The following is a 26,044-nucleotide window of genomic DNA, read 5'->3' on the forward strand; positions in this document are numbered from 1 at the left end:
GAGGTCCTAGCCCCTTTGCTGCAGGTAGCGCACCGCGAGGTAGACCAGCCCGACGACGATCAGGACCGGGATCAGAAGCTGCAAGAGGGAGACGATCAGCCCCGAAAGGCCGAGAAAGAGCCGGCCCAGGATCACCATCACCCAGCCCAGCACCCAAAACGCGGCGAGCGCCAGGACCGCGATGACCAGGGCGAGCACCGCCCACTCCAGGATTTCTTCCCAGTCCAGCCCCGCGAAGCGCTCCATGGGACAAGCCTAAGCGAGACCGCGGCCGCTTCGCAAGCGATAATGTGGAGGTGGACGCGCGTTATCGCACCCTGGAAGGGGTGGTCGTGGGCCGCAAGCCGCTGCCCTCGGGGGCGGTGGTGTTGCGTCTGTTGACCCCGGAGGGCCCGCTGAGCGCGGTGGCCCGTGGGGGGGAGCGGCCCACCGCGCGCAGCGGCCGCCTTTCGCTCTATTACCGGGTGCGCTTTCAGGTCTACCGAAGGTCGGCCGAGGACGACCTCCCCACCCTGACCCAGGTCGAGCTCCTCGAGGGCCTCCGCGTCACCGCGCCCGCGGCCTTCGCTGCCGCGGGCGTCCTCGCCGAGCTCGCCTGGCGGCTTTTGAGCCCGGAGATCGCCCCCGCCGGCTACCCGCTCGTGGTTTCCGCCCTGCGTGGGTTGGCGCGGGGGGCGGGCTGGCGCGCGGTCTTGGTCTGGGCGGGGTTTCGCCTCTTCAAGCTCGCCGGGCAGGCGCCCTCCGGGCAGGGCGCCTACCTCCTGCCCGAGGGCGGGCTCGCTGCAAGCCCGGGCCCGGGAGCGGTGTACCTCGGAGAGGCGGGCACCAGGGCCCTGGCCGCGATCCTCAATCGCCCCGGTCGCGAGGCCCTGGCCGCGCTCGAGCACGCCCCCTTGGATCGGCTGTTGGTGGGGCTCTTGCGCTACGCCGAGGCCCAGCTCGGGCCCCTGAAGGCCGCCCGCCTCCTGCCCCGGGAGACATAACGGTTTTTTCGCGGTTGTGTAAAATAGCGTCATAAGGAGGCCCCATGCGCAAGAAACACGACTGGATGCGCGAGACCTATCAAAAGAGCCTGGAGCGCATGCCCGAGCGCCCGGTCGCTCACCGCACGCTCTCCAACATCGCTCCCGAACCGCTCTACACCCCCGATGACGTCGAGCCCCTCGACTACGAGAAGAAGCTCGGCTACCCCGGCGAGTACCCCTACACCCGCGGCGTCTACGGCTCGATGTACCGCTCGAAGCTCTGGACGATGCGCATGTTCGCCGGGTTCGGGACCGCCGAGCAGACCAACGAGCGCTTCAAGAAGCTCCTCGAGGCCGGCCAGACCGGCCTCTCCGTGGCCTTCGACCTGCCCACCCTGATGGGCTACGACTCCGACCACCCGCTGGCCAAGGGGGAGGTCGGCAAGTGCGGGGTCGCGGTGGCCAGCCTCGCCGACATGGAGGTCCTCTTCGACGGGATCGACCTGGAAAAGGTCACCACCTCGATGACCATCAACTCCCCGGCCAACGCGATCTGGGCGATGTACCTGGCGCTGGCCAAGAAGAAGGGCTACGACTGGCAAAAGCTCGGGGGCACCATCCAAAACGACATCCTCAAGGAGTTCATCGCGCAAAAGGAGTTCATCTTCCCCCCCGAGCCCAGCGTCAAGCTGGTCATCGACACCTTCGAGTGGGGGCCCAAGCACGTGCCCAAGTGGAACTTCATCTCGGTCTCCGGCTACCACATCCGCGAGGCCGGGGCGACCGCCGTCCAGGAGCTGGCCTTTACCCTGGCCGATGGCTTTGCCTACGTCGAGGCAGCGCTCGAACGGGGGTTGGAGATCGACGCCTTCGCCCCCCGGATCAGCTTCTTCTTTGACGTGCACAACGACTTCTTCGAGGAGATCGCCAAGTTCCGCGCTGCGCGGCGCATCTGGGCCACGGAGATGAGAGAGCGCTACGGGGCCAAGAACCCCCGCTCCTGGATGCTACGCACCCACGCCCAGACCGCGGGGGTCAGCCTGACCGCCCAGCAGCCCCTGAACAACATCGTTCGCGTCGCGATCCAGGCACTGGCGGCGGTCCTCGGTGGCACCAACAGCCTGCACACCGACGCCTACGACGAGGCCCTCGCACTGCCCACCGAGGAGTCGGCGAAGATCGCGCTGCGCACGCAGCAGATCATCGCCTACGAGTCCGGGGTCACGCATACGATCGACCCCCTGGCCGGCAGCTACTACCTGGAGTGGCTCACCGACAAGATCGAGGAGGAGGCCCGAGCCTACATCGAGGCGATTCGCAAGATGGGGGAGGGAACGCCCTACCCGACCTACTACGGCGCGATTCGCGGCATCGAGAACGGCTACTTCCAGCGCGAGATCGGGGATGCCTCCTACCGCTTCCAGCAGGAGGTGGAGTCCGGGGAGCGCCTGATCGTCGGGGTGAACGCGTTCAGGGACGAGGCCGAGCCCGAGGTCCCGATCCTCCTCGTGGACCCTGAGGTCGAGCGGGTCCAGGCCGAGCGGCTGGCGCGGGTGCGCCGGGAGCGCGACGAGGCCCGGGTCAAGGTGGCGCTCGAGAACCTGCGCCGGGCCGCGGTCACCGGGCAGAACACGATGCCGCACTTCGTCGAGGCGGCGCTTGCCTACGCCACCCTGGGCGAGATGATGGATGTCCTGCGCGCGGTCTACGGGGTCTACGAGGAGCCGGTCATGGTGTGAGGCGGGGTCTTCCCCCTAGAATGGTGGGCAAATGGACCGTAAGATTCGCGTACTCATCGCCAAGCCAGGGCTTGACGGGCACGACCGCGGGGCCAAGGTCGTGGCCCGCGCCCTCCGCGACGCCGGGATGGAGGTCATCTACACCGGGTTGCGGCAGACCCCGGAGATGATCGTCTCCGCCGCGATTCAGGAGGACGTGGACGCGATCGGACTTTCGATCCTTTCCGGAGCGCACATGCACTACTTCCGGGAGGTCAAGCGCCTGCTCGACGAGCAGGGCGCCTCGGACATCCTGCTCTTCGGCGGGGGCATCATCCCTGACGAGGACGTTCCCAAGCTCAAGGCTTTAGGCGTCGCCGAGGTCTTCGGCCCCGGCACCCTGACGCAGGAGATCGTGGATTTCTTGAAGCGCGAGGTGCCGAAGAAGTGGGCCAAGGCGGGCTACTAGCCGCGCTCGCCGCGGGCTACCTGCTGGGCGCGGTGCCCTTTGCCGTCTTCTTTGGCGCGCTGCAACGGAAGAACCTCTTGCGCGAGGGGTCGAAGAACCCCGGCGCGATCAACGCGATCCGGGTCCTCGGATGGGTGCCGGGGCTGATGGTGCTCGTCCTGGACCTGGCCAAGGGGGTCTTCGCGGTGGCCTTTGGCGAGGCCCTCGGGGGCTATCCCGGGGCGCTCGTCGCCGGCGCGGCCGCGGTCTGGGGACACGCGTTCTCGCCCTTTTTGGCCTTCCGTGGGGGGAAGGGGGTGGCCCCGGCGCTCGGGGCGCTCTTCGCCGTCGCCCCCCAGCTGGCGTTGATCACCGCCGCGGTCTACCTGGTCTTCTGGGCGGCCCTCAGGCACCCTTACCGCGCCGCCTTCTCCGCGGCCCTGTTGCTGCCGGTCGTGGCCTTCGCCTACGGCCATCGCCTGGCCTGGGTGGGCTTTGCCGGGTTGCTCGCGCTTCCCGTCGCGCTCCGCCACCTCAAGGACCTCGACCGTTAGAATCTAGCGCATGTCGGCCTTCCTGGGCGCGCTCACGATCTTTGCGCTGCGCCTTTTGGACGTTCCCCTTTCCACCCTGAGGGTGGTGATGATGGTTCGCGGGGACCGCCGGGCGGCGGTGGCGTTGGCCTTCTTCGAGGCGTTGATCTGGATCACGGCGGTCTCCCAGGTCTTTCAGCGCCTGGATTCGCCGCTGGCGATGCTGGCCTTCGCCGCCGGTTTTTCCGCCGGGACCGGGGTGGGGATGCTGCTCGAGGCCTGGCTTGCCCCCGGGCACCTTTTGGTGCGGGTGATCACCCGGCGCGCGCCGGAAGCGCTCATCCGGACCCTGCGCGAGGCCGGGTTCGGCCTTACCCTGGTCCGCGGCGAGGGGCAGCAGGGAGAGGTGGCTATCCTCTTTCTGGTCGTCGCCCGGCGTCGGGTGAAGGCGTTGCTCAAGCTGTTGAAGGCCCACGACCCGCAGGCCTTCGTCACCTTCGAGAACGTGCAGCGGGCGATGGGGGGGCACGTTCCCGGCGTAGGCTTCTGGCCGCTGGTGCGTCGCTAGGTGGGACGGCTGAGCACGGGGTAGCGCGCGGCCAGGGCGGCGGCCAGGGCACGGGCCCCGGCTTTGTCGAGGAAGCGGTTCTGGTTGCCGCACTTGGGGGAGAGGACGCAGCGCGGGCAGCCGTCTTCGCAGGGGCAGTCGGTGAGCAGCGCGTGGGTGGCCTGGAGCCATTCCGGAAACCTCGCCGCTCCGGCGCGGGCGTAGCCCACCCCGCCGGGGTGCCCGTCGTAGATGAAGATCGTCGGTCCCGCCCCGGAGGGCAGGGGGTGGGGGTAGAAGGGGTAGGAGACGCCGCCGATGTCCGCCCGTTCGGCGAGGACGAAGAGCGGCAAGAGCCCGATCATCGCGTGCTCAAGCGCGTGGATGGCGGAGGGAAGCAGCCCCTCGGCGCCCTCCCCGAGCCAGCGGGGGTCGACGTGGAACCAGGTGGCCTCGGTCTCGTAGCGCAGCTCGGGCAGGTCCAACGGGACTTCGTCGAGCACGGCCTCGGTGATGTAGCGCTTTTTCACGTAGCCGGTGACCCGCTCGGAGATCTCCACCCGTCCCACCCAGATCCCCGGGCGTACCTCCTCGCCGCGCAGCACCCGCACGTCGGTCTCGCTGAGGGGCTGGGTGTAGTGGTCCTCGAGGCTGGGGAGGAGGGTGATGGTGCGCGAGGCGAGGTCGAAGTCCCGGACCAGGTAGGCTTCGCCCTGGTGCAGGAAGACCGCGCCTGGGTGGGCCTCGGTGTAGGCCTGGCGTTCGTCGAGGTGGCCGAGGACGGTGCCGAAGGCGTCTTTTAGGGTGAAGCTGGGCCCGCTCCCGCGCAGCACCAGCTGGCGGTGGGGAAAGCGCAAGGTGGTGTAGATCCTCCCGTTCTTCTCGACGAAGCCCTCGCCGGCGAGCTCCGGGCGCCAGAGCGCCTCGTCGGGGGTGAGGGGGAGCTCCCAGGCGGCGGCGTGGAGGTGCACGGGGTAGAGGTAGGGGTTGAAGGGATCGGCGACCGCGGCTTCGGCTTCGCCGTAGACCAGGAGGTCGGGGTGGTTCAGGAAGTAGGCGTCGAGCGGGTCCTCGCGGGGGATCCAGACCACGAGGGCCCGCCTTTGCCCCCGCCCGGCCCGTCCCGCGCGCTGCCAAAAGCTCATCATCGACCCGGGATACCCGACCAGGACGACGGCGTCGAGGTCGCCGACGTCGATGCCCAGCTCCAGGGCGTTGGTGCTGATGAGGACGCTGACCTCGCCGCGCTTGAAGGCGGTCTCCAGGGCCCGGCGCTCGCGCGCGGTGTAGCCGCCGCGGTAGACCTTGATCCGTTCGGGCACCAGGCTGCTGCGGGTGTAGCGGCCAATCAGCTCGGCGCTCTTGCGGCTGTTGGTGAAGATCAGCGTCTTGACGCCGGAAAGGGCGGCGTGCTCGGCGAGCTGGGCGGCCTCGATGTGGGGGCTGCGCCGCTGCTCTCCGGTGGCGTCGAGGGCCTTGGGAAGGTAGATCACCACCTCGCGCTCGGCGCGCGAGCGGGTCTCCTTGATCTCGAAGAAGGCCTCGCCAAAGAGCGTCTCGGCGTGGGCTGCGGGGTTTTGGATCGTGGCCGAGGCGGCGATGACCTGGGGGCGGGCGCCGTAGTGCGCGGCGATCCGTAGGAGGCGGCGGAAGATCAGGCCCGCGTGGCTCCCGAAGACCCCGCGGTAGTAGTGCAGTTCGTCGACGATCAGGTAGCGCAGCCGGGCCAGGAACGGCCCCCACTGCCCGTGGTGGGGCAGGATCCCGTAGTGCAGCATGTCCGGGTTGCTCAAAAGGAGCCGCCCCTCGGCGCGGGCTTGTCTTCGGCTGGATTCCGGCGTGTCGCCGTCGTAGGTTAAGACGCGGCCCGGGAGGTCGAAGGGCGCGGCCAGGGCCTTGAGCCGCGCCGCCTGGTCGCGGGCCAGGGCCTTGGTGGGAAAGAGGAAGAGGGCGGTGCCCCCCTCCAGCGCAGCCTTCAGCGCCGGGACCTGAAAGACCAGGCTCTTGCCGCTCGCGGTGGGGGTGGCGAGGACGACGTTGTGGCCGGCCTCGAGGGCCGAGAGGGCCGCCGCCTGGTGGGCGTAGGGGACAAGACCCAGGGCGCGGAGCACCCCGGCGAAGGCCCCCTCGTAGGTCGCGACGGGATAGGGCGCGCCGGGCAGGACGCGCGCGTAGGTGACCTGACCGGCGTAGCCTTCCTGGTCCTTCAGCCACGCGGCGTAGCTGCCGTAGGGGGCGACCGCGGGGGGGAGTTCCAAGCTACTTCTTCAGCGGAATGTTCAAGAAGGGTTTTTGGTGCGGCGTGTCCTTAGGCCGCTGCTCGCTTGCGGCCACCGCTACCCGGCGGGCGACGTTCTCCGCGAGCTCGCGGTAGGCCGCGCCCAGCGGGCCCTCGTCGAGGGCGGCGGGGAAGCCCACGTCGGAGCCCTTGCGAATCTTGGGCTCGATGGGGATCTGGCCCAGCAGCGGCTTGCCCAGCTTTTCGGCGTAGGCCTGGAGCCCGCCGCTGCCGAAGATGTCGTGCTTCTCGCCGCAGGAAGGGCAGACGAAGTAGCTCATGTTCTCGACGAAGCCCAGGACCTCGACCTCGAGCTTTTCCAGCATGTTTACCGCGCGGCGCACGTCCTCGAGGGCGACCTCCTGCGGGGTGCCGACGACCACCGCCCCGGTCAGCGGGATGAGCTGCATCACCGAGAGCGGGATGTCGCCGGTCCCCGGCGGCATGTCCACGATCACGTAGTCGAGCGCCCCCCACTCGGTCTTGGTGGCGAAGTCACGCACGAAGGAGTGCTGCAGCGAGCCGCGCCAGACCACCGGCTGGCCGTCGGGGACGACCAGCCCCAGGCTGACCAGCTTGATCCCGTGGGCTTCGATGGGGATGATCTTGCCCTTGCGGGTCATCAGGGGCTTGCCCACCGCTCCCAGCATCCGGGGCGCGTTGGGCCCGAAGGCATCGGCGTCGAACAGCCCCACCTTGGCCCCGAGCAGGGAGAGGGCCACCGCGAGGTTCACCGAGGTGGTGCTTTTCCCCACCCCACCCTTGCCGGCGACCACGGCGATGACGTGGTCCACCCCGGGCAGGGGCTGGGCCTGGATCGGGCTCTCGGCGTCCATGGTGACCTCGACGTTTCGGGCGCCGAGGGCCTTGACCGCGGCCTCGGCCTCGCGCTGGAGCTGGTCCTTGAGGGGGCAGGCGGGGGTGGTGAGCTTCAGGGTGAAGCGCACCGTGTCGTCGTGGACCTCGAGGTCGCGGACGAACCCCAGGGTGACGATGTCCTTCTTGAAATCGGGGTCGATCACCGATTTCAGGGCCTCGAGGACGGCGGCTTCGCTCAACATGCCCTCAGCATAGCCCAAGCCCCGCAGCTCGGTTTGTATGATGGTGCAAGGTGGCAATCGACGAGCGAGAGCTCATCGCGAGGCTCTTTCCCGGCACCGACCCCAAACTCTATCCCCCGGGCGAGGTTCTCTACTACCGCGACGTTGAGGATCGGGTGGTCATCGAGGAGCCTCCCTTCAAGGCGATCTTCGCTCCGGTGGAGAAGGTGCGCTCGCCGCGGCCCCTGATCTGCGAGGCCTGCAAGCGGTCCTTGCGCGGGCACGACGCGCGCTTTTTTCGGGTGCGGGTGGCCCGTGCCAAGAACGAGGTCTACCGCTACGTGGCGCTTTGCGAGGACACCGAGGCCTGCCGTGAGCGCGCCCGCCCGGAGGCTTTGAGGCGGATTTTGCTAAAGGGTATACTTCCTTAGTTGGAGGCCTTATGGCGCGTGAGATTCGCTTGACCAAGGAAGGTTACGAACGGCTGAAGGGTGAGCTCGAGAAGTGGCGCGCCCGGCTTGAAGAGATCAACGAAATCCTCGGGGAGCTGATGGAGTCAACGGACGACTTCTACGACGACTCCAGCCTCGAGGACGCCCGCCGGGAGAAGCTGCGCATCGAGATGATGATCGCCCAGCTCGAGGACGTGCTCTCCCGGGCCAAGCTGGTCGAGGGCGCGGAGACCCGGGACAAGGTGGAGTTCGGGGTGCACGTCGTCCTGCAAGAGGCCGAGAGCGGCGAGAGCTACGACGTGCGGGTCGTCTCCCCGGCCGAGGTCGACGTGCTCGACGAGCCCATGCGCATCTCCGACGAGTCCCCGGTGGGGCGGGCGGCGTTCGGCCGGCGCGTCGGGGAGTCGTTCAAGGTCGAGACCCCGGAGGGGGAGAAGACCTACATCGTCCTCAGCATCCTGGGGTAGGCCGTGGCCGAGCACAACGAGCAGACGCTGGCCCGGCTGAAGAACCTCGAGGCGCTCGTCGAGGCCGGGTTCGAGCCCTTTCCCTACCGCTTCGAGAAGACCGCCAGCGCAGCGGAGATCACCTCCCGCCACGCGGGGGCCGCGCCGGGAGAGGCTTGGCCTGAAGAGCGGGTGCGGCTCGCGGGGCGGATCGTCGCCCTGCGGCGCATGGGCAAGGCCACCTTCGCCCACCTTCTGGACGAGACCGGGCGCATCCAGCTCTTCTTTTCCCGCGACGAAACCGCCCACTACCCGCTCCTCAAAAAGCTGGACGTCGGCGACATCCTTGGCGTCGAGGGCACGGTCTTCACCACCCGTACCGGCGAGGTCACGGTCAAGGTCGAGACCTGGCAGCCGCTGGTCAAGGCCCTGCACCCGCTCCCCGACAAGTGGCACGGGATCCGCGACAAGGAGGTCCGCTACCGCCAGCGCTACCTCGACCTGATCGTCAACCCCGAGGTGCGGGAGGTCTTCAAAAAGCGCGCGAAGATCCTCCGCTACGTGCGGAGCTTTTTCGAAGAAGAGGGGTTTTTGGAGGTCGAGACCCCGGTGATCCAGCCCACCGCGGCGGGGGCCGAGGCTAGGCCGTTCGTGACCTACCACAACGCGCTGGGGCGGGAGTTCTACCTCCGGATCGCGCTCGAGCTGCCCTTGAAAAAGCTCCTCGTCGGCGGGTACGAGAAGGTCTTCGAGATCGGCCGGGTGTTTCGCAACGAGGGCATCGATGCCCAGCACAACCCGGAGTTCACCATGCTCGAGGCCTACTGGGCTTACGCCGACTACAACGACGTCGCCCGTATGGTCGAGCGCCTGCTCTCGGGGCTGGCCAAGGCCCTCTACGGCGGCTACGAGGTGCCCTATCAGGGGGAGCGGCTGGACTTCACCCCGCCCTTTCGCCGCATCCGCTTCGTCGAGGCGCTCAAGGAGAAGGCGGGGCTGGACTTCGACCCTCTGGACCTCGAGCGCCTGCGCATCTGGGCCGACGCCAAGCACCCCGAGCTGATCGACGTCCCCTCCTACAAGCTCCTCGACAAGCTCTTTGGCCTCTACGTCGAGCCCGAGCTCAAAAACCCCACCTTCGTCTACGACTTCCCGCTGGTGATCAGCCCCTTGGCCAAGAAGCATCGTCAGGACCCGCGCCTGACCGAGCGCTGGGACCTCTACGTCGCCGGGATGGAGCTGGCCCCCGCCTACTCCGAGCTCAACGACCCCCTCGACCAGCGCGAGCGCTTCGAGGAGCAGGCCCGGCGCCGCGCCGCCGGTGACGAGGAGGCCGCGGAGATCGACGAGGACTTCCTCACCGCGCTCGAATACGGGATGCCACCCGCGGGCGGGCTGGGCCTTGGCATCGACCGCCTGACGATGATCTTCACTGATCAGCCGACGATCCGCGACGTCATCCTCTTCCCCCTGATGAAGCCCCGCGAGGTCGCCGAGGAGGTATCCGAAGGGGCGTCATGACCCCCGCCCGCGCCGCCCGCCTTGGCGTCCTGATCGGGGCGTTTGTGCTTGGCCTCAAGCTTGCTGCCACGGCCCTGAGCGGCTCGGTCGCGGTCTTTTCCGACGCCCTGGAGACGGTCGTTAACCTGGCCACCGCGCTGGTGGCCGCCTGGGCGGTCCACTACGCGGATCGGCCCGCGGATGCCGAGCACCCCTTCGGCCACTCCAAGGCTGAGTACCTGGCCGCGGTGCTCGAAGGGGTCTTGATCGTCCTTGCCGCGCTGGCGATTCTCTGGCGGGCAGGGCAGCGGCTCTTGACCCCGGCGCCGGTCGAGGCGCTGGGCCTGACCAGCCTGCTCTTGGTCGCGGCCACGCTGATCAACGGCCTTTGGGGGCTCTATCTCTTCAGGGTGGGCCGGGCCAGTCGCTCCGCGGCGCTGGAGGCCGAGGCCTGGCACCTGCTCACCGACCTGGCGACCACCGTCGGGGTCCTCCTCGGGCTCTGGCTGGCCCGATCCTTGTCGATCTGGTGGCTGGACCCGCTGATGGGGCTCTTGATCGGGGGGATGGTGGTCTGGGTCGGCGGGCGCCTCCTGAAGCGCTCGGTCGGCGGCTTGCTCGACGAGGCGCTCGCGCCGGAGGACCAGGCGGCGATCGAGGCCGCGGTCGCCGGCGCGATGGAGGGCGCGATCGAGGTCCACGATCTCCGAACCCGCCGCGCCGGGCGCCGGGCCTTCGTCGAGCTGCATCTCGTCGTTCCTGGGAAGATGCCGGTGGAGGAGGCGCACCGGATCGCGGACCGGATCGAGGCCGCGGTGGACAGGGTGCGGCCCGGGACCGAGGTCACCGTCCACGTCGAGCCCGAAGGCGAGGCCCGGCATCGCGGGATCCGCCCGGCCCGGGGCCATCGTCCCGGGGAGCAGGGGTAGACTGGTGGGATGAAGCCCGAGGTGCGCATCGAGGGAAGGTCCGTGGAGGTCCGCGGACCAAGGGAACCGGTCCAGGCGCTTGCCGATCGGGTGCTGGAATCCGACCTTCCTTACCGGGTCGAGGCCAGCCTCTACGGGGAACGCCACGCGCTCATCTGCGTGCGGTTCGAGGCCGCGGAGGCTGCCCAGTGGTTCGCCGCGTTGGCTAAGGACGCGTTGCTCGGCCCGGAGTTCGCCGAACCCGACGTCGAGTAGACCTAGCGGATGGAGACCTCGCCAAGCCAGTGGATGCCGGCTTCGTAGGGCAGCTGGCTGGCCAGGTGCAGGGAAAACCGCGGGTTTCCTTGAAGTCTCGGTGAGGGGTCGGGAAAGGCGAGGCCGATCTTCGCCCGACCTGGGGAAAGATCGAGCCGCAGTTCTAATTCGACGCTGCGCCGTGTCCCCGGTGCGATCTCTCGCAGGTCAATGGGCAGGGGAATGCGCCTTTGAACCTCGTCTTGGCGGACGATCAAGAACGCGGGCCGGGGCCGCTTCAGTCGTGCAAACCCGGCGTTGTCCAAGCTGAGGCGGAGCCAAAAGCGACCATCTTCTATTTCTTCCGGCCAAGCGGCCTCGGCCAAGGCGATTCGGTAGCCGAGACGGGCGGCGATCTCCTCAAAGATGCCTTCGGCCTTCCAATGGGCGAGCATCCCAGGATGGTATTCAGCGTTGAGGTAATCCAGATGAGCGCGTGCAAGCTCATCTAAAATGCGCGGGGCGTGAACGCGGTCCGGGTCGTCGGGGTCGGTCGCCGCGCAGGTCTCGCCTCCGTAGGGAAGGCGGTCGTTCTCCCGGTAGACGCGCTCGCGCCAGGTTTCAGGGTTGGTGTCCGGGTAGGTGCCGACGTCGGTTGCGGAGGAAAACAGGCAGTCGTTGTGCAAGGCGAGCCGCTGCTTGAGCCGGCGCCGAGCGGCAAAGGGGCTTGCCTCAAGGTAGCGGACCCGATCTGCGGGGTAGCGAAGCGCGATCGGAAGCTCGTCGGGGAGGGCAGCGAGGAGTTCGTCGAGGAGCCTCGCCTTGCTCGCCCAATCGTCGTGGCACACCGCCGTGGCGCGCCAGCAATGCCACTCCCCCCAGCGCCCTAAGAATCCCGCCTGAAAGACGTAGACCAGGTCGGCGTTTTCGCGCACGATGGGCAGGAGCTGGCCGAGGTGGGTGTCGATGACCGACCAGGGGGCGTCGCCGTCGTCGCCATAACGAAACCGCAGGATGAGCTTGAGCCCGCTTTCGCGAAGCAAGGCAAAGGTCTGCCGCAGGCCGTTGAGTTCCTCGCTGCTGAGTGGCCGTGCCCGGGGCAGCCAGGCGCCCTCGGCGTAGATCAGCCGCACCCCTTCTCGGGCGTCGGCTTCGAGGGCGTTCGCATCGGGGTGAAAGGGATCGAGGTTGGTGCGGTAAAGCCCTCGCTCCGGGTTGGGCAGGGGCGCGAGCGCGGGGAGCGGCGCGGGCCGCAACCAGCGCACGTCGGTGCTCTTCGCGCCCGGGCTGCAGCCACCCACGACGAGGGCCAGGACCAGCGAGAGGAGGGCCCTACCCAGAGGCGTCATCGCTGCAGGCTGGAGGCGTCCCGCCGAGGCCGGCCACGACCTTCCTGGCCGTGGGGGTGCAGGCCAGCCCGCCGCGCCCGGTCTCCTTGAGCTCGCTGGGCAGCAGGCGGCCGATCTTGGCCATCGCCAGCACCACCTCGTCGGGCGGGATGAAGCTACGGATCCCGGCCAGGGCCTGCTGGGCGGCGCTCACCGCGTGCACGCTGAAAAACCCGTTGCGCATCACGCAGGGGACCTCGACGTAGCCGCCGACCGGGTCGCAGACCAGGCCCAGGGTGTTCTGCAGCGCCAGGGCTGCGGCGTGGACGCTGGCCTCGGCGCTGCCCCCGAGGAGTTCGGTCACCGCGGCCGCGGCCATCGCCGCGCTGGAGCCGATCTCCGCCTGGCAGCCGCCGGAGGCCCCGGCGATGTAGATCTGGCGGCTGATGATCTTGGCCACGCCCCCCGCGAGGACCAAGGGCATGACCAGGGCTTCGTCGGGGATCCCCAGGTGGTCGGCGACGCCGAACAGGGCCCCGGGCACGGTTCCGGCGCTGCCCGCGGTGGGGGCGGCGACGATCTTGCCCATGCGGGCGTTCTCTTCGTTGACCGCCATGGCGTAGGCCTGGACTCGCTTTAAAAGCGGTGCCTTGAGGGGATCCTCGGCCTCCCAAAGGGTCTTGGCGTTCCAGCCCACCATTCCCGCCACGCTGGGGGCGTCGCTTTCGAGGCCGCGCGCGATCGCCTCGCGCATGATCACGAGCCGGTCCCGCATGACCCCGAGGACGAAGTCCCGGGCGAGCCCGGTCTCTTCGAGCTCCGCCTCGAGCACGGCCTCCGAAGCCGGGCCCTCGACGCGGGCCAGATCGGCGAACGTCTGCGGCATCTCCCGGTCATCCTACCCCGAGGCCGACTCTGAAAGCAGCCGTTCGGCGGCGGCGATCCCGTCGCGCACGACCTCGGGGATGCCCACCCCGCGGTAGGCGGCGCCGGCCAGGGCCAGGCCGGGCAAGGCGGCCTCCGCGGCCTCGATCGCCCGGACGCGCTCGAGGTGGCCGACGGTGTAGGCCGGCATCCCCTTGAAAAAGCGCCCCACCCAGTGCTTTCCCGGAGCCGGGACCCGCCCCAAGAGGCGCCTGAGGTCGCCGAGGGCGAGGTCGAGGAGGGCGGCGGGGGCTTCCTCTGCCTCGGGGCCGGAAAAGTAGGCCCGGACCAGCGCGTATCCTTCGGGAGCTCGGCCCGGCCACTTCTGATCCAGCCAGGTGAAGCCGCGAGCGGCAAACCCTTCGCCACGGGCAAAGAGGATGCCGTGCCCCTGGCGCTCGGGCAGGGCCTTCCTGGGAAAGGCCAGGGTGACGGTGGCCGCGGTGTGATAGGGGATCGCGTCGAGGGCGTCGAGGGCTGGAAAGCCCAAGGGCTCGAGCAGCCTCGCGGCCTCGTGGGCGGGCACCGCGAGGAGGACCTTCCTGGCCAGGAGCGTGCCCGCGCTGGTCTCGATCTTCCAGCCCTCGGCCGTTTGCCGCAGGGCCTCGACCCGGACCCCGCGATGGAGCCCCTCGCCGAGGCGCGTGGCGAGGGCCTCGCTGAGGGCGCCCAGGCCCCCTTTAAAGGAAGCAAAAAGCGAGCCCTGCTCCCGGCTCGCCTTACGCGCGCGCATCGTCCGGAGCGAGCCCAGGATGAGGCTTTTGTGCTTGGTTTCCAGGGCCTTGAGCTGGGGGAAGGCGGCGAGCAAGGAGAGCTCTTCCGGGTCGCCGCCGTAGATCCCTCCGGTCAGGGGCGCGGCCAGGCGATCCCAGACCTCCTTCCCCAGGCGGCGCCGGATGAAACGGCCGAAGGCCTCGTCCTCCTCGGGACCGCGGGGAAGGACCAGGTCCAGCGCCGCGCGCAGCTTGCCCGCTGGGGAGAGGAGGGGCGTGCGCGCCAAGGGGCCGAGGCGCGAGGGGATGACCACGTTCAGCCCCTCGGGCAGGGGATGGGCCCGCCCTCGCACGAAGATGTAGGCTGCCGGACGAGCGGGCAGGGTGCCGACGGCCTCGGAGGCGAGGCCCAGCGCCTCGGCGAGGCGCAGCGCCCAGGGTTTGTAGCGCACCACCGCGTCGGGGCCGGTCTCGACCACGAACCCCGCCTCGCGCACCGTGGCTACCTTGCCCCCGGGACGCGCGGCCTCGAGCACGACCACCGAGCGCCCCCGGTCCATCGCCGCGTGGCCCGCGGCCAGGCCGGCCATCCCGCCCCCGACGACCGCCAGGTCTACCATGTGAGCGCGGCCTCTTCTGCGATCCGGGCCAGGGCCTCGGCGTAGTCCAGCCCGGCGTTCAGGGAGGGGGCCCGCACCAGCCGCACCCCCACTTGGCGCGCGGTTTGGCTGGCCTCGAGGTCGAGGTCGTAGAAGACCTCGAGGTGGTCGGCGGGGAACCCGATCGCCGCCACCAGCACTTCCCGAACCCCGCTCTTTGCCAGCGCTTCGATTACCTCGTTGACGTCGGGACCGAGCCAGGCCTCCTCGGTGCGGCCCGCCGATTGGTAGGCGAGCTGCCAGCGGGAAAGCCCCAGGCGGCGGGCGATGCTCCGGGCGGTGGCCTCGAGCTGCTTGGGGTAGACCCCGCCGTCGGCCTCCACCGAGCGCAGGGGGACGGAGTGGGCGGTGAAGAGGACCACCGCGCGGTCGGGGTCCTTGAGCCGCCACAGGGCCTCGAGCACCCGCTCCGCCTGGGCGCGGACGTAGGCCGGGTGCTCGGCGTAGGAGGGGACCATCTTGAAGGCGAAGGGCTTGCCCAGCTCGGCCAGCGCCGCGCGCACCCTTTCCTCGTACTCGGCCACCGAGCGGGCCGAGTAGTGGGGCGCCGCCACCAGCCCCACTGCCCGCTCGACCCGGGCCTTACTCATGGCGAAGACCGCCTCCCGGATCGAGGGCTGGCCGTGCTTTGCGCCGACGAAGACCCGGGGCAGCCCCTGCTCGCTGCGCGGTGGGGGTGGCGCCTTTAGCCCCCGCGTGAACCGCGGCGCCCAGAGGCGCAAGAAGGCCTCGACGCGCCCGGCCAGGGCAAAGGTGATCTCGTTCAGGGGGCTCTTGCCGATCTGGCGGTAGCGCCCGACGAGCTCGTTGAGGAGCTCGGAAGAAGGGGGGTGGCCGTGCCGGATGTCGGTGTAGTAGGGCGCGATCTCCGATTCCTCATACGGGGTGCCGTAATACATCAGCAACACGTCAAACATCACGCGAACCTCCGCTCAAGCGGTGCACGGCCTCGACGGCAAAGGCGGCGTTGGCCTCGGGGGTCATGGGCAGCATGCCGTGCCCCAGGTTGAAGACGTGCCCCGGCCGGCCGGCGTTTTCCTCGAGCACCGCCCGCACCTCGCGCTCGATCGTGGCCCGGTCGGCGAGCAGGACCGCGGGGTCCAGGTTGCCCTGGACCGGGAGGGCGCCGAGCCGCTCCCGGGCCTCGGCGAAGGGGGTGGTGGTGTCGATGCCGATCGCGTCCCCGCCCGCCTCGCGCATCAGCTCCAAAAGGTGCATCGTCCCGGTGCCAAAGTGGATCGTCGGCCGCTTCGCGGCCCGGAGCAGGGAAAAGAGCCGCTTTTGATGGGGGAGGACGTGGGCCACGTACTGCCGCTGGGTGAGCCGGCCGACCCAGGAGTCGAAGACCATCAGCGCGTCGGCCCCGGCCTCGGCCTGGGCCAGGAGGTAGCGGGCCATCGCCTCGGTGAGGGTGGTCATCAGCGCCGACCAGGCCTCGGGATCGGTGAGCATCATGCGCTTGACCTTGGCGAACTGCTTGGAGGGCCCGCCCTCGACCAGGTAGGAGGCCAGGGTGAAGGGCGCGCCGGAAAAGCCGATCAGCGGGACCTCGAGGGTCTCCTTGAGCCTCCGGATGGCCTCCAGGACGAACGGGGTGTGGGCTTCGGGAACGAACGGCTTGAGGGCCTCGACGTCCTCGAGGTTCTGGATCGGTCGGGCGATCACCGGCCCCCGCCCCTCGACGATCTCCAGGTCTACCCCCATGCCGTAGAGGGGGGTGGTGATGTCGGCGAAGAGGATCGCGGCGTCCACCCCGAGTTGTTCGACCGGAAGCCGGGTGACGTAGGCGGTGAGCTCGGGATCGCGAACGATCTCCGGCAGGGTATGGCGCTCCCGGAGCTTGCGGTAGGCGGCCTGGTAGCGGCCCGCCTGGCGCATGAACCAGACCGGGGTGTAGGGGGTCGGCTCCCCCCTGAGCGCGCGCAGAAAGACGTCGTTCACGGCGCGATTATATGACCCGGTAGCCGATCTCGCTGAGCAGCCGTCGGGCCGCCTGCTGCTCCTCGCGCTCGGCGAAACCCAGCCGGAGCGCCCCGCCGGCGTCGCGAATGGTCAGGACCTCGATGTCCTTGATGTTCACCCCCGCCTCGCCCAGCGCGGTGGTGATGCGGGCGAGCTCGCCGGGGCGGTCGGGGAGCTGCACGACGAGCTCGTGGCGCACCGGCAGGAGGCTGCGCTTGACGATGGGCAGGGCGTCGCGGGTGCGCTTTGCGGCCTCGCCGAGGGCCTGTAGCTGCTTGGGGTCCTCGAGCGCCGCCTCCAGGAGGTCCAGCACCTTGCGGAAGTCGGCCAGCGCGCGCTTGACCTCGGCCTTGTTGGCGAGGACCATGTCCCGGCTCATGACCACCGAGCCGGAGGCCACCCGGGTGAGGTCGCGAAACCCTCCGGCGGCGAGGAACATCAAGAGGTCCCGTTCGGGATCCTCCTTGACCAGGAGGTTAGCGGCCACCGCGAGCAGGTAGGGAAGGTGGCTAACGCGGGCGACCAGGCGGTCGTGGAGCAGGGGGTCCATGACCAACGGGTAGGCCCCGAGCTCCTTGACCAGGGCCTCGAGGCTTTTGACCTCCTCCGCTTGGCCGGGGGCGGGGGTGATGACCCAGACCGCGTTCTCCAAGAGCCCAGCGTGGGCGTGGGCCACCCCCGAGCGCTCGCTCCCGGCCATCGGGTGGCCGCCCACGAACCGCGGCAGCCGGCCCTTGGCCGTGCGCACGACCGGCCCCTTGACGCTGGCCACGTCGGTGAAGAGGGTTTCAGGCCGGGCATGGGGGGTGATGGCCTCGACGAGCTCCGGGATCGCTCCCACCGGGGCGGCCAGGATGCCCAGGTCCAGCTCCTGGATCCAGGGCCCGAGCTCGGTGTGGGCGTGGGTCGCGGCGCCGACCGCGAGCGCGGTGTGCAGCGCCTCGGGGTCGGGGTCGAAGGCGTGGACCTCCTCGACCAGGAAGCGCTCGCGCAGGGCCAGGCCCACCGAGCCGCCCAGCAGGCCCACCCCGAAGACCCCGGCCTTAGGGAAGCGGGGCCGCATCCAACGCCTTGCCCACCGCCTGGACCAGCGTCCTCACCTGCTGCATGAACGCCGCGAACTCCGCCTCGGTCAGCTGCTGCGCGGCGTCGGAGAGCGCCTTTTCCGGCCAGGGGTGGGTCTCCACGATCAACCCATCGGCGCCGGCGGCGATGCCCGCCAGGGCCAGGGGCAGCACGTAGTCGCGCTTGCCCGCGGGGTGGCTGGGGTCGACCCAGACCGGCAGATGGGTCCAGGACTGCAGCACCGGCACCGCGGAGACGTCGAGGGTGAAGCGCGTGGCCTTCTCGAAGGTGCGGATACCCCGTTCCACCAGGATCACCCGCTCGTTGCCCTCGGAGAGCACGTATTCCGCGCTCATCAAGAACTCCTCGAGGGTCATGCTCATTCCGCGCTTCAAGAGGACCGGCTTCCCGGACTGGCCGACTTCCTTGAGGAGTGCGAAGTTTTGCGCGTTGCGTGCCCCAACCTGGAGCACGTCGGCGTAGCGGGCCACGAGCTCGACCTTGTCCGGGCTGACCACCTCGGTGACCACCGGAAGGCCGGTGATCCGGCGGGCCTCGGCGAGGATCTCGAGGCCCTTTTCGCCCAGACCCTGGAAGGAGTAGGGGCTGGTGCGGGGCTTGAACGCACCGCCGCGAAGCATCTGGGCCCCGTGCTGTTTGACGTAGCGGGCGGCGGTCAGCGTCTGCTCCTCGGACTCGACGCCGCAGGGGCCGGCGGCGACCAAGAAGTGCCCGCCCCCGGTGCGACCGGTGGGAAAGTCGATGACCGTGGGCTTGGGGTGAACCTCGCGGCTCGCCAGCTTGTAGGGCTTGGAGATGCGAATCACCTCGGCGACGCCAGGCATCGCCCGGAAGTGCTCCATGATCTCCGGGGTCGGGCCCTTGCCCACCGCCCCGACCAGGGTGGTCTCCTCCCCCTCGGAGACGTGCGGGGTGAAGCCCAGCCGCTTGAGCTCGGCCTGGATCGCCTCGAGGGTCTCCGGGGTGGCGCTGTCTTTGAGAACGATCAGCATGATGTTTGAGATTTTATACCTCGACCACCGCCATCGTGCAGCGGGCCAGGGCGACCAGGCGCTGGTCCTGATCGAGGATCTCGATCTCCCACACCTGGGTGCGGCGGCCGACGTGGCGGGGGCGGGCGTGGGCGAAGAGGGTTTCGCCCGGCTGCTTGCGCCGGATGTGGTTGATGTTGAGCTCGAGCCCAAACGCCACGTGGCCCGGCGGGCAAAATCCCTGGGCCCCGACGCTGGCCGCGTGTTCCGCGAGCGCGGCGCTGGCCCCGCCGTGGAGGTAGCCGAAGGGCTGGAGGTGGGCCTCGGTCACCGGCATCCTAGCCAAAAGGCCGTTCTCGTCGGCGCGCAGGATCTCGATGTCGAGGGTGTCTGCGAGTCCCATGCGCTCATCCTAGCCGCGTATAATACCGCCCGTGCGCGTGCTCGTCCTGGCCCTCGTCCTCTTCGGTCTAGCCTGGGCCAGCCAGGTGCGGGTGGTCGCCGCCTCCGACCTCCGCTATGCCCTCGACGAGGCGGTGCGGGTCTTCCAGACCCGTGCCCCTTCGGTCCGGGTCGAGGTCATCTATGGGGCCTCGGGACGGTTTTTCCAGCAGCTGCGTCAGGGCCTCGTCGCCGACCTCTTTTTCTCCGCCGACGCCCGCTACGTCGACCGACTCGCCGCGGAGGGACGGGTCGCGCCGGGGACCGCGGCGGTCTACGCCCGGGGCCAGCTGGCGCTGTTCGTGCCGGCGCGGCTTGCCGATCTGGACCCCAAGGACGCCCTGTGGGACCCTCGGGTCCAGCGCCTGGCCCTGGCCAACCCCCTGCACGCACCCTACGGCCGGGCGGCGGTGCAGTACCTGCTTCATGCCGGCTTGCTGCGTTGGCGTAAAGGACCGGTCCCGTTTGAGGCCATGACCGGTGGGCTGCTGCGCTACCTGGCGCCGCAGCGGCCGCTGCGCCTGGTCGTGGGTCAGAGCGTCTCCCACGCGGCCCAGCTCGTAACCAGCGGGGCCGATGCTGGGTTGATCGCGCGCTCCCTGGCGATCCCCCTGACCGCCGCCGGTCGGGGCCGCTACTGGACGCCGCCGCTTGCCACCTACGCTCCCCTCTGGCAGAAGGTGGCGGTGCTGAAAGGCCGGCTACGGCCCGAGGTGGAGCGGTTTTATCGCTTCCTGCTGGGCCCGGAGGGGCAGGCCATCCTTGCCCGCTACGGGCTTTTGCCGCCATGATCGCCGCGTTCGCCGAGGCCTGGCCTGCGCTGTGGCTGAGCGTCAAGCTCGCCAGCACGGTGAGCGTGCTCATCCTCGCGTTGGGCTTGCCCCTGTCCTGGGTCTTCGTCAAAAAGCGTTTTTGCTGCCGCAGCTTCTTGGAAAGCGTCTTTTTTCTGCCGCTGGTCCTGCCCCCGACCGTGCTTGGTTTCTACCTCCTCTTGTTCCTTGGGCCGAGCGGGCCGCTTGCGCGACTTTTGGGACGCTCGCTGGCCTTTCGCTTCGAGGGGCTTGTGGTCGCCGGGGTGGTCTTCAGCCTGCCCTTCGCGCTTAGCGCCTTTCGCGAGGCGATCGCCGCGGTCCCGGAGGACCTGATCGAGACCGCCCGCACCCTCGGCGCCCGCTGGTGGAAGGTGTGGGCCGCGGTCATCCTTCCCCTGATCTGGCCCGGAGTTCTGAGCGGGTTGATCATGGCCTTCGCGCACACCCTCGGGGAGTTCGGGGTGGTGTTGATGGTCGGCGGGGCGATTCCCGGCGAGACCCGGGTGGTGAGCATCTACCTTTACGACCTGGTCGAGGCGCTAGCCTACGAGAAGGCCCACGTGGTGGCGGGCGGGCTCTTGGCGCTGAGCTTTTTGCTCCTGGTCTGGGTGCGGCGCTTGGAGGCACGGTGGAAGTCGACCTCGAGGTCCTAGGTCCGACGCCGCTCCTTGCGCGCTTCGAAGCCCGCGGCCTGACCGCGCTCCTCGGCGCGAGCGGGGCCGGGAAGACCACGTTGCTCCGGGCCCTCGCCGGGCTCGTCCCCGCCCGGGGAAAGCCGTTCTCTGGCCTTCCCCCGGAGCGCCGGCCGGTGGGGTATCTGCCCCAGCACTACGCCCTCTTCCCCCACATGACCGCCCTCTGGAACGTGGCCTTTCCCATCCCCGGACCCAAGGCGTTGCGGCTGGCCACCGCCCGGGCGTTGCTGGAGCGGGTGGGCCTGGCCGCGCTCGCCGACCGCTACCCCCATCAGCTCTCCGGCGGCCAAAAGCAGCGCGTGGCCCTGGCCCGGGCGCTCGCCCGCGCCCCCGAGCTCTTGCTCCTCGACGAGCCAACCAGCGCCCTCGACGTCGTGCGCAAGCGGCAGGTCGTCGCCGAGCTGGTGGCCTTCGTCCGCGGGCTTTCGGTCCCCGCCCTGGTCGCCACCCACGACCCGGCGTTGGCCCAGCTCGCTGACTGGGTGGTCATCCTGGAGGCCGGCCGGGTGGTGCAGGAAGGCCCTTCCGAGGAGGTCTTCGCTCACCCGGCGACGCTCGAGGCCGCGCGCCTGGTGGGGTTTCAAAACCTCTACGAAGGAGAGGTCCTCTCCCGATCCCCCTGCCGGGTCGCCTCGCCCTTTGGGGTATTGCTCGCGGACTGCCCGGCCTGGGCCCGGCCGGGCCGGCGGGCGGTGCTCGCGGTGCGGAGCGAGGAGGTGATCGTGGTGCGCGAGGACCGCCCCCGGGATCGCATCGAAAACCCGGTCCAGGCCCGCATCCGCACCATCCTGCGGGAGGGGCTTGGGGTGCGGCTCCTGCTCGAGGCCGCGGCCCCGATCGAGGTCGCGCTTCCCCGCCACGTCTTCGACCGCCTGCCCCTTGTCGAGGGACAGCCGGTGACCGTGGCCTTCAAGCGTCGCTACCTGCACCTTTTGCCTGTGCCAGGATAGGGGCGTGGAAACGGTCGTCTTTCTCCCCGGCTACCTCAGCCCGCCCGCGGGCTTTGCGCCCTTTAAGGAGGCGTTTTCCGGGTACCGGCTTCTCGAGGCCCGGCCCCAGCCGACGCCCGGTGCGGCCCTCGCCGACTGGGGCGCGCGGCTGCCTGAGGGGGCCCATCTGGTGGCCTTTTCCGAGGCGGCGATCCCCGCGATTCAGCTTGCCCACGAGAAACAAGCCCAGACCCTGGTCCTCTTCTCCCCGATCGTGCGCCGCGACGAGGCGCTCACCTGGCGGTTGGAGGCGATGCGCTTTGGCCTTGAGGCGGGTGGATTGGAGGGGTTTTACCGCGTCGCCGCCCCCTGGTTCATGGGAGCGATGCTCCTCGCCCGGGGCCGGGCCCAGCTCGAGGCCTGGAAGGCGGGCCTCGCCGAGCGGGACCTCGCCGCCTGGCTCGAGGGCCTCTTTGCGCTGGTCGACGAGCGTAAAGCGCTTCGCCGTCTCGCGCTCCCGGTGCTCGTCGTGGTCGGCGCCGAGGACGCCTTTACTCCGATGCGCTACGGCCACGAGGTCGCCGAGTGGGTGCCGGAGCTCAAGGGGATGCTGGTCACCGTCGAGGCCGCGGGCCACTTCGCCCCCTGGGAGAACCCTGCCGAGGCGGTGGCCCTGGCCCGGGGCTTCATCGAGCGCCGCGAGGCCTTCCTATCCTGGCCCGAGGAGGAGGCCAAGGCGCCCTTGCACTTCGACCTGGACGCGCCCAAGTAATGCCCTACCTCTACCTCTACGGCACCCACCTGGTCTACGACGACGAGGGCGAGGGTCCGCCGGTCCTCCTCATCGGCGAGAGCGCTGCGGACTGGCCGAGGCCCTGGCCGGCGGGCCACCGCTACATCGTCCCGGACTTTCCCGGTCGCGGGCGCACCGCGGGGACGCCGCTCAGCCCCGAGGAGGAGGCGGAGTTCGTCGTGGGGTTGATCATGATGCTGAACCTCGAGGGCTACCGGGTGCTCGCCCGGGGCCACGGGAAGGCCATCGCCGAAATCCTTAAGGCGCGCATGGGGCTAGAGGCGGTCTGCATCGCCGAGGATGGGCTGGCCTTCGAAGCCTGCCTGCAAAACGGCTAGGCGCGGCTTACTCGCTCTCCGCGCGGCCGTTTTCCCCGAGCATGCGGGCGATGTCGCCGGGGGCTTCGGGGGGGCCCACGAGGATCAAGAGGTCCCCGGCCTTGAGGCGGGTGTGCCCGCGAGGAATCAGGGTCTCGTTCTCCCGTTCCCGGATCACCGAGATCACCAACACGTCCCGGGGCAGCCCGAGCTCGACGATCCGCTTGCCCACCCAGGGGTGGCCCTCGTCGATTCGCAGGGTGAACGCCACCTCGCGGCCCTCCGGGTCCAGGGGGACCGGCTGGCCGGTCTCCAGGAGCTTGGCGATCTGGGGCAGGGGGACGTCGCCGGGAATCGGCAGGCCCCGCTCCGAAAGGTGCTTGAGCGCGGCCCGGATGTACTCGTGGGCGTGGACCGGGCTGTCGGCCCGTTCGGGGACCTGGGAACGGTAGAGGGTGAGCCGCGCCGGCACCATCAGGTAGGCGGTGAAGGTCGAGAGCATGAGCGGGGGCAACAGGCCGTAGCCCCCGGTCATCTCGGTGACCATCACGATCGAGGAGAGCGGCGTCTTGGCGGCGGCGGCGAAGAAGCTCGCCATGCCCACCAGGGCGAAGTCCACCGGGTTCAACCCGAGGCGGGGGAAGGCCGCCGCGGCCACCTGGCCAAAGGCCCCGCCGATCGCGGCGCCGATGAAGACGCTGGGGCCGAAGACACCGCCCGAACCACCGGAGCCGATGGTGAGTGAGGTCGCGAACATCTTCCCTAGGGCCATCGCGACGAGGAGCATGAGGGGGAGCTTGTTCTCGAAGATCATCGCCATCCAGCCGTAGCCGCCGGAGAGCACCTGGGGCAAGAAGGCCCCCAGGAGGCCGGTCAGAAGGCCACCGACCACCGGCTTGAGGTAGTTCGGCACGCGCCAGGCGTGGAAGGCGTCGTGCACCTGGTCGAAGAGTCGGACGAAGAGGTAGGCCCCGGCCGCGGCGACCAGGGACAGGGCCAGGAAGAGGGGCAGGGCCGCGGGCTGGTGGTAGCGGCTGGCGGCGATCTCGAAGATCGCTCCGAAGCCGGTGAAGTAGCCGGCGATCGAGTAGGCGGTGACCGCGGAGATGATCGAAGGGACGAGGACGTCCTGTTCGATGTCCAGCTTGGAATAAAGGACCTCGGCGGCGAAGAGAGCGCCGCCGAGGGGGGCGTGGAAGACCGCTCCGATGCCCCCGGCGGCCCCGGCCATGACCAGGATCCGCCGTTCGCTGTCCGGGAAACGCAACAAGTCGGAGACCACCGAGGCCAGGCCGGCGCCGATCTGGGCGATCGGCCCCTCCCGGCCGCCCGAGCCGCCGGAGCCCAGGGTGATCGCCGAGGCCAGGGTCTTGACCACCGGTACCCGGGCCCGGATCCGTCCGCCCAGCTCGTGATAGGCGCGGATCACCGCGTCGGTGCCGTGCCCCTCGGCCTCGGGGGCGAAGAGGAAGACCAAAAGCCCCGCGAGCAGCCCGCCGAGCGCCGCGACCAGGGGCAGCAGGATCCGAAAGTAGGGCCCGTAGTAGGCCTGTGGGTTGTTCTCCGTCGGAGGCAGGTGCTGCCCCAGGCGGTAAAGGAAGAGCTCGGTACCCCAGTGCACCAGCAGGTTAAAGAACACTGCGCCGAGCCCGGCGACGATGCCGATCAGGAAGCTAAAGAGGAGGAGTCGGGGCCAACCTCGAAGCCAGCGCACGCCCCTTAGCTTAATCGCTTTCGCCCGGCGGGATGTCCCCGGTCCTTGATTGATAATGTTGGGCAGACTAAACTTGAGTTCGGAGGTGAAGCACTATGAGAAAAGGGTTGCTGATCGCGACGATGCTGGGCTTGCTTTCGATGGCCATGGCCTTTAACCCCTCTGCGGCGCTGCGTGGGGGGTTCGCCGGGGATGCGGGAAGCTTTGGCATCGAGGCCTCCTGGGACTGCCTGCTTTACCAGCCCCCGGTCGGGGCGCTGCGGCCGACGCTGGACCTGTTCGTGGCCGATAGCTTTCAGGCCAGCTTCGCCATGCGCTACCTGTTGCCCCTTGCGTCGGTGAAGGGGTTGCGCCTCGGTGGCGGCGCGGGCCTCGGCTACGCGGGCAGCGAGACCGGCCGCAGCGGCGGGCTCTTTGGGCTCTTGCGCGCGGATGTCGAGTTCGATCTCCCCTTCGAGGACCTGCCGGTGCCGGTCTTCGCTGGCCTCGACGGGGGGTATGCCTTCGGCGCGGCTTCGGCCGAAGGGGCGTTCTTCTCCCTCAAGTTGGGAGCGCGCTTTTAGCCGTTGCCTTCACCGATCTCCCCGGGGCGAGTCGCCTCGGGGTTCTTCTTCATGATCTCGCGCAAGAGGGCGGTCGCGTAGCTTCCCTTGGGCAGGAAAAACCGCACCCAGGTGCCGCGGGGAGCCTCTTCGACCGTGATCTCGCCGACCGGGACGCGGATCAGGCGGCGTGCCCCCTTGCGCTGGCGAAAGTCCGCCCGGCTTAGGCCCAAGCGCTCGAGGACCTCGTCCTCGAGCGCCCTCGCCTCCCCTTGGGCCTCGTAGTACTTGCGCCCAAAGAGGGGGCCGGTGGCGCTGATCTCGAAGCGCTCCGCACGCGCGGTCTCCCGCGCCGGGTCCTCGACCAGGAACTCGCCGCCGGTGTCGTGTTTCTTGGCGACGTCCCCTTGCAGGAGGCGCACGAACGTCCCCCGCTTGAGGCGCTCGGCGAGGTAGGCGTTGAAAAGGAGGCTCTGAACGCTGCCCAAAAGAAAGCGCTTCAGCCAGGGACCGCCCCGGCCCTTCCCCTTTTGCATCAAGGCCAGGCCGCGTTCGGGGTTTTTCCCCTCCAGACCGAAGCGCTGCGGCCCGTAGTAGTTCGGCAGCCCGGTGGTCGCCAGCCGGTTCATGGTCCGGCGCACCCGCTCGGGATCGGCCCCCTCGATCAGGACCGCAAAGCGGTTGCCGCGGAGGTGACCGGTCTTCAGCTTGTTGCGGTGGCGCGCGGCCTTCAGGATGGTGAGCGAGGCGTCCTCGATCCCCGAGAGCCGATCCGCCAGGGTCGCGGGCACGCTGACCCACTGCCGGGTCACCGCGTGCTTGTCCTTGAGCCCGGCGACGCCGATGGCCTTTTCCGGAATGCCCCGGGCCACCAGGCGCTCGACCAGCTCCCGGGTGGTCAGGCCACGCTTTTCCACCCAGAGGTAGAGGTGCTCCCCTTCCCCCGAGGGGAGGTAGGCGGGCACCTCCTCGACCACGAAGTCGTCGAGGCGGGCACGGATCCGGACGCCAGTGCCCGGGAGGTCCTCGGTGAGGTAGGGGAGGGCGTCGAAGTCGGGGCGCACCGGC

The 26,044-nt window shown here is 69.5% G+C and carries 29 protein-coding genes; 16 read left to right on the plus strand and 13 right to left on the minus strand.

The features are described 5' to 3' along the window. Positions 1-6 precede the first annotated feature (6 nt). Complete coding sequence (locus tag ACZ48Y_RS02525) at positions 7-246, minus strand: hypothetical protein (RefSeq protein ID WP_464741848.1); 240 nt, start codon at positions 244-246, stop codon at positions 7-9. A gap of 50 nt (positions 247-296) precedes the next feature. On the opposite strand from ACZ48Y_RS02525, the gene recO reads away from it, so the two are divergent. From recO to ACZ48Y_RS02550, 5 genes are read left to right on the plus strand one after another with little or no spacing between them, the layout of a single operon-like run. Then, positions 297-983 carry a DNA repair protein RecO gene (recO, locus tag ACZ48Y_RS02530; RefSeq protein WP_464741850.1) on the plus strand — a complete coding sequence of 229 codons (687 nt, stop codon included), beginning with the start codon at positions 297-299 and terminating at the stop codon, positions 981-983. Positions 984-1,027: 44 nt separating this feature from the next. Beyond that, positions 1,028-2,704 (plus strand): acyl-CoA mutase large subunit family protein, encoded by a 1,677-nt coding sequence (locus tag ACZ48Y_RS02535; protein ID WP_464741852.1) that lies wholly within the window; start codon positions 1,028-1,030, stop codon positions 2,702-2,704. 31 nt (positions 2,705-2,735) lie between these two features. Then, complete coding sequence (locus tag ACZ48Y_RS02540; RefSeq protein ID WP_464741854.1) at positions 2,736-3,152, plus strand: cobalamin B12-binding domain-containing protein; 417 nt, start codon at positions 2,736-2,738, stop codon at positions 3,150-3,152. After that, a complete protein-coding gene (locus ACZ48Y_RS02545; RefSeq protein WP_464741856.1) occupies positions 3,131-3,685 on the plus strand; it encodes a glycerol-3-phosphate acyltransferase in 555 nt (184 codons plus the stop codon). The genes ACZ48Y_RS02540 and ACZ48Y_RS02545 overlap by 22 nt, the downstream gene beginning before the upstream one ends. A 10-nt stretch (positions 3,686-3,695) precedes the next feature. Next, positions 3,696-4,232: a DUF2179 domain-containing protein gene (locus tag ACZ48Y_RS02550; RefSeq protein WP_464741858.1), complete on the plus strand. Its 537-nt coding sequence runs from the start codon at positions 3,696-3,698 to the stop codon at positions 4,230-4,232. On the opposite strand, the gene ACZ48Y_RS02555 is transcribed toward ACZ48Y_RS02550, so the two are convergent. Further along, positions 4,229-6,469, minus strand: coding sequence for a DEAD/DEAH box helicase (locus ACZ48Y_RS02555; protein WP_464741860.1), 2,241 nt, complete (start codon positions 6,467-6,469; stop codon positions 4,229-4,231). The genes ACZ48Y_RS02550 and ACZ48Y_RS02555 overlap by 4 nt on opposite strands. 1 nt (position 6,470) lies before the next feature. Beyond that, a complete protein-coding gene (locus ACZ48Y_RS02560) occupies positions 6,471-7,550 on the minus strand; it encodes an Mrp/NBP35 family ATP-binding protein (protein ID WP_464741862.1) in 1,080 nt (359 codons plus the stop codon). Between the two features lie 50 nt (positions 7,551-7,600). Here ACZ48Y_RS02560 and ACZ48Y_RS02565 point away from each other — a divergent pair, with 50 nt between their 5' ends. The 5 genes from ACZ48Y_RS02565 to ACZ48Y_RS02585 are packed head-to-tail and all read left to right on the plus strand — an operon-like array spanning position 7,601 to position 11,111. Then, complete coding sequence (locus ACZ48Y_RS02565) at positions 7,601-7,960, plus strand: hypothetical protein (protein ID WP_464741864.1); 360 nt, start codon at positions 7,601-7,603, stop codon at positions 7,958-7,960. An 11-nt stretch (positions 7,961-7,971) separates the two neighbouring features. Beyond that, a complete protein-coding gene (locus ACZ48Y_RS02570) occupies positions 7,972-8,448 on the plus strand; it encodes a GreA/GreB family elongation factor (protein ID WP_464741866.1) in 477 nt (158 codons plus the stop codon). A 3-nt stretch (positions 8,449-8,451) separates the two neighbouring features. Next, complete coding sequence (lysS, locus tag ACZ48Y_RS02575) at positions 8,452-9,948, plus strand: lysine--tRNA ligase (RefSeq protein WP_464741868.1); 1,497 nt, start codon at positions 8,452-8,454, stop codon at positions 9,946-9,948. Continuing rightward, the gene (locus ACZ48Y_RS02580) at positions 9,945-10,856 is read left to right on the plus strand and encodes a cation diffusion facilitator family transporter (RefSeq protein WP_464741870.1); all 912 of its coding nucleotides are present in this window, start codon (positions 9,945-9,947) and stop codon (positions 10,854-10,856) included. The genes lysS and ACZ48Y_RS02580 overlap by 4 nt, the downstream gene beginning before the upstream one ends. A 9-nt stretch (positions 10,857-10,865) precedes the next feature. Then, positions 10,866-11,111 (plus strand): hypothetical protein, encoded by a 246-nt coding sequence (locus ACZ48Y_RS02585; RefSeq protein WP_464741872.1) that lies wholly within the window; start codon positions 10,866-10,868, stop codon positions 11,109-11,111. A gap of 2 nt (positions 11,112-11,113) precedes the next feature. On the opposite strand, the gene ACZ48Y_RS02590 is transcribed toward ACZ48Y_RS02585, so the two are convergent. Genes ACZ48Y_RS02590 through ACZ48Y_RS02625 form a run of 8 tightly spaced genes read right to left on the minus strand, consistent with a single transcriptional unit; the run spans position 11,114 to position 19,136 of the window. Continuing rightward, positions 11,114-12,439, minus strand: a complete 1,326-nt coding sequence (locus ACZ48Y_RS02590) for a DUF4832 domain-containing protein (RefSeq protein WP_464741874.1) — start codon at positions 12,437-12,439, stop codon at positions 11,114-11,116. Continuing rightward, entirely contained in the window at positions 12,423-13,304 is an 882-nt protein-coding gene (gene sdaAA, locus ACZ48Y_RS02595; RefSeq protein WP_464741876.1) for an L-serine ammonia-lyase, iron-sulfur-dependent, subunit alpha, read from the minus strand. The genes ACZ48Y_RS02590 and sdaAA overlap by 17 nt, the downstream gene beginning before the upstream one ends. A 12-nt stretch (positions 13,305-13,316) precedes the next feature. Beyond that, positions 13,317-14,675, minus strand: a complete 1,359-nt coding sequence (gene hemG, locus ACZ48Y_RS02600) for a protoporphyrinogen oxidase (RefSeq protein ID WP_464741878.1) — start codon at positions 14,673-14,675, stop codon at positions 13,317-13,319. Further along, on the minus strand, positions 14,669-15,631 hold the full coding sequence (gene hemH, locus ACZ48Y_RS02605) for a ferrochelatase (RefSeq protein ID WP_464741880.1): 963 nt from the start codon (positions 15,629-15,631) through the stop codon (positions 14,669-14,671). Before hemH ends, hemG begins: the two co-directional genes overlap by 7 nt. Continuing rightward, positions 15,624-16,655, minus strand: a complete 1,032-nt coding sequence (hemE, locus tag ACZ48Y_RS02610) for a uroporphyrinogen decarboxylase (protein ID WP_464741882.1) — start codon at positions 16,653-16,655, stop codon at positions 15,624-15,626. The genes hemH and hemE overlap by 8 nt, the downstream gene beginning before the upstream one ends. A 7-nt stretch (positions 16,656-16,662) precedes the next feature. Beyond that, entirely contained in the window at positions 16,663-17,739 is a 1,077-nt protein-coding gene (locus ACZ48Y_RS02615) for a prephenate dehydrogenase/arogenate dehydrogenase family protein (RefSeq protein ID WP_464741884.1), read from the minus strand. Further along, positions 17,720-18,754: a 3-deoxy-7-phosphoheptulonate synthase gene (gene aroF / locus ACZ48Y_RS02620; protein WP_464741886.1), complete on the minus strand. Its 1,035-nt coding sequence runs from the start codon at positions 18,752-18,754 to the stop codon at positions 17,720-17,722. Before aroF ends, ACZ48Y_RS02615 begins: the two co-directional genes overlap by 20 nt. 13 nt (positions 18,755-18,767) lie before the next feature. Beyond that, on the minus strand, positions 18,768-19,136 hold the full coding sequence (locus ACZ48Y_RS02625) for a PaaI family thioesterase (protein WP_464741888.1): 369 nt from the start codon (positions 19,134-19,136) through the stop codon (positions 18,768-18,770). 31 nt (positions 19,137-19,167) lie between these two features. Between ACZ48Y_RS02625 and modA the strand changes: the two genes are divergently transcribed. Genes modA through ACZ48Y_RS02650 form a run of 5 tightly spaced genes read left to right on the plus strand, consistent with a single transcriptional unit; the run spans position 19,168 to position 22,741 of the window. Beyond that, positions 19,168-19,965 (plus strand): molybdate ABC transporter substrate-binding protein, encoded by a 798-nt coding sequence (gene modA, locus ACZ48Y_RS02630; RefSeq protein ID WP_464741890.1) that lies wholly within the window; start codon positions 19,168-19,170, stop codon positions 19,963-19,965. Then, entirely contained in the window at positions 19,962-20,639 is a 678-nt protein-coding gene (gene modB / locus ACZ48Y_RS02635) for a molybdate ABC transporter permease subunit (RefSeq protein WP_464741892.1), read from the plus strand. Before modA ends, modB begins: the two co-directional genes overlap by 4 nt. Further along, positions 20,615-21,631 (plus strand): ABC transporter ATP-binding protein, encoded by a 1,017-nt coding sequence (locus ACZ48Y_RS02640; RefSeq protein ID WP_464741894.1) that lies wholly within the window; start codon positions 20,615-20,617, stop codon positions 21,629-21,631. Before modB ends, ACZ48Y_RS02640 begins: the two co-directional genes overlap by 25 nt. Positions 21,632-21,635: 4 nt before the next feature. Then, entirely contained in the window at positions 21,636-22,382 is a 747-nt protein-coding gene (locus ACZ48Y_RS02645) for an alpha/beta fold hydrolase (RefSeq protein ID WP_464741896.1), read from the plus strand. After that, the gene (locus ACZ48Y_RS02650) at positions 22,382-22,741 is read left to right on the plus strand and encodes an alpha/beta fold hydrolase (protein WP_464741898.1); all 360 of its coding nucleotides are present in this window, start codon (positions 22,382-22,384) and stop codon (positions 22,739-22,741) included. Before ACZ48Y_RS02645 ends, ACZ48Y_RS02650 begins: the two co-directional genes overlap by 1 nt. Positions 22,742-22,748: 7 nt before the next feature. Here the strand turns inward: ACZ48Y_RS02650 and ACZ48Y_RS02655 are convergent, their stop codons facing one another. Continuing rightward, a complete protein-coding gene (locus tag ACZ48Y_RS02655) occupies positions 22,749-24,434 on the minus strand; it encodes a chloride channel protein (RefSeq protein WP_464741900.1) in 1,686 nt (561 codons plus the stop codon). A gap of 95 nt (positions 24,435-24,529) precedes the next feature. On the opposite strand from ACZ48Y_RS02655, the gene ACZ48Y_RS02660 reads away from it, so the two are divergent. Beyond that, positions 24,530-24,997: a hypothetical protein gene (locus ACZ48Y_RS02660; protein ID WP_464741902.1), complete on the plus strand. Its 468-nt coding sequence runs from the start codon at positions 24,530-24,532 to the stop codon at positions 24,995-24,997. Here the strand turns inward: ACZ48Y_RS02660 and truD are convergent. Next, positions 24,994-26,040: a tRNA pseudouridine(13) synthase TruD gene (truD, locus tag ACZ48Y_RS02665; protein WP_464741904.1), complete on the minus strand. Its 1,047-nt coding sequence runs from the start codon at positions 26,038-26,040 to the stop codon at positions 24,994-24,996. The two genes, ACZ48Y_RS02660 and truD, sit on opposite strands and share 4 nt — an antisense overlap. Between the last annotated feature and the right edge of the window lie 4 nt (positions 26,041-26,044).

It is taken from the genome of Rhabdothermus arcticus (assembly GCF_055382915.1).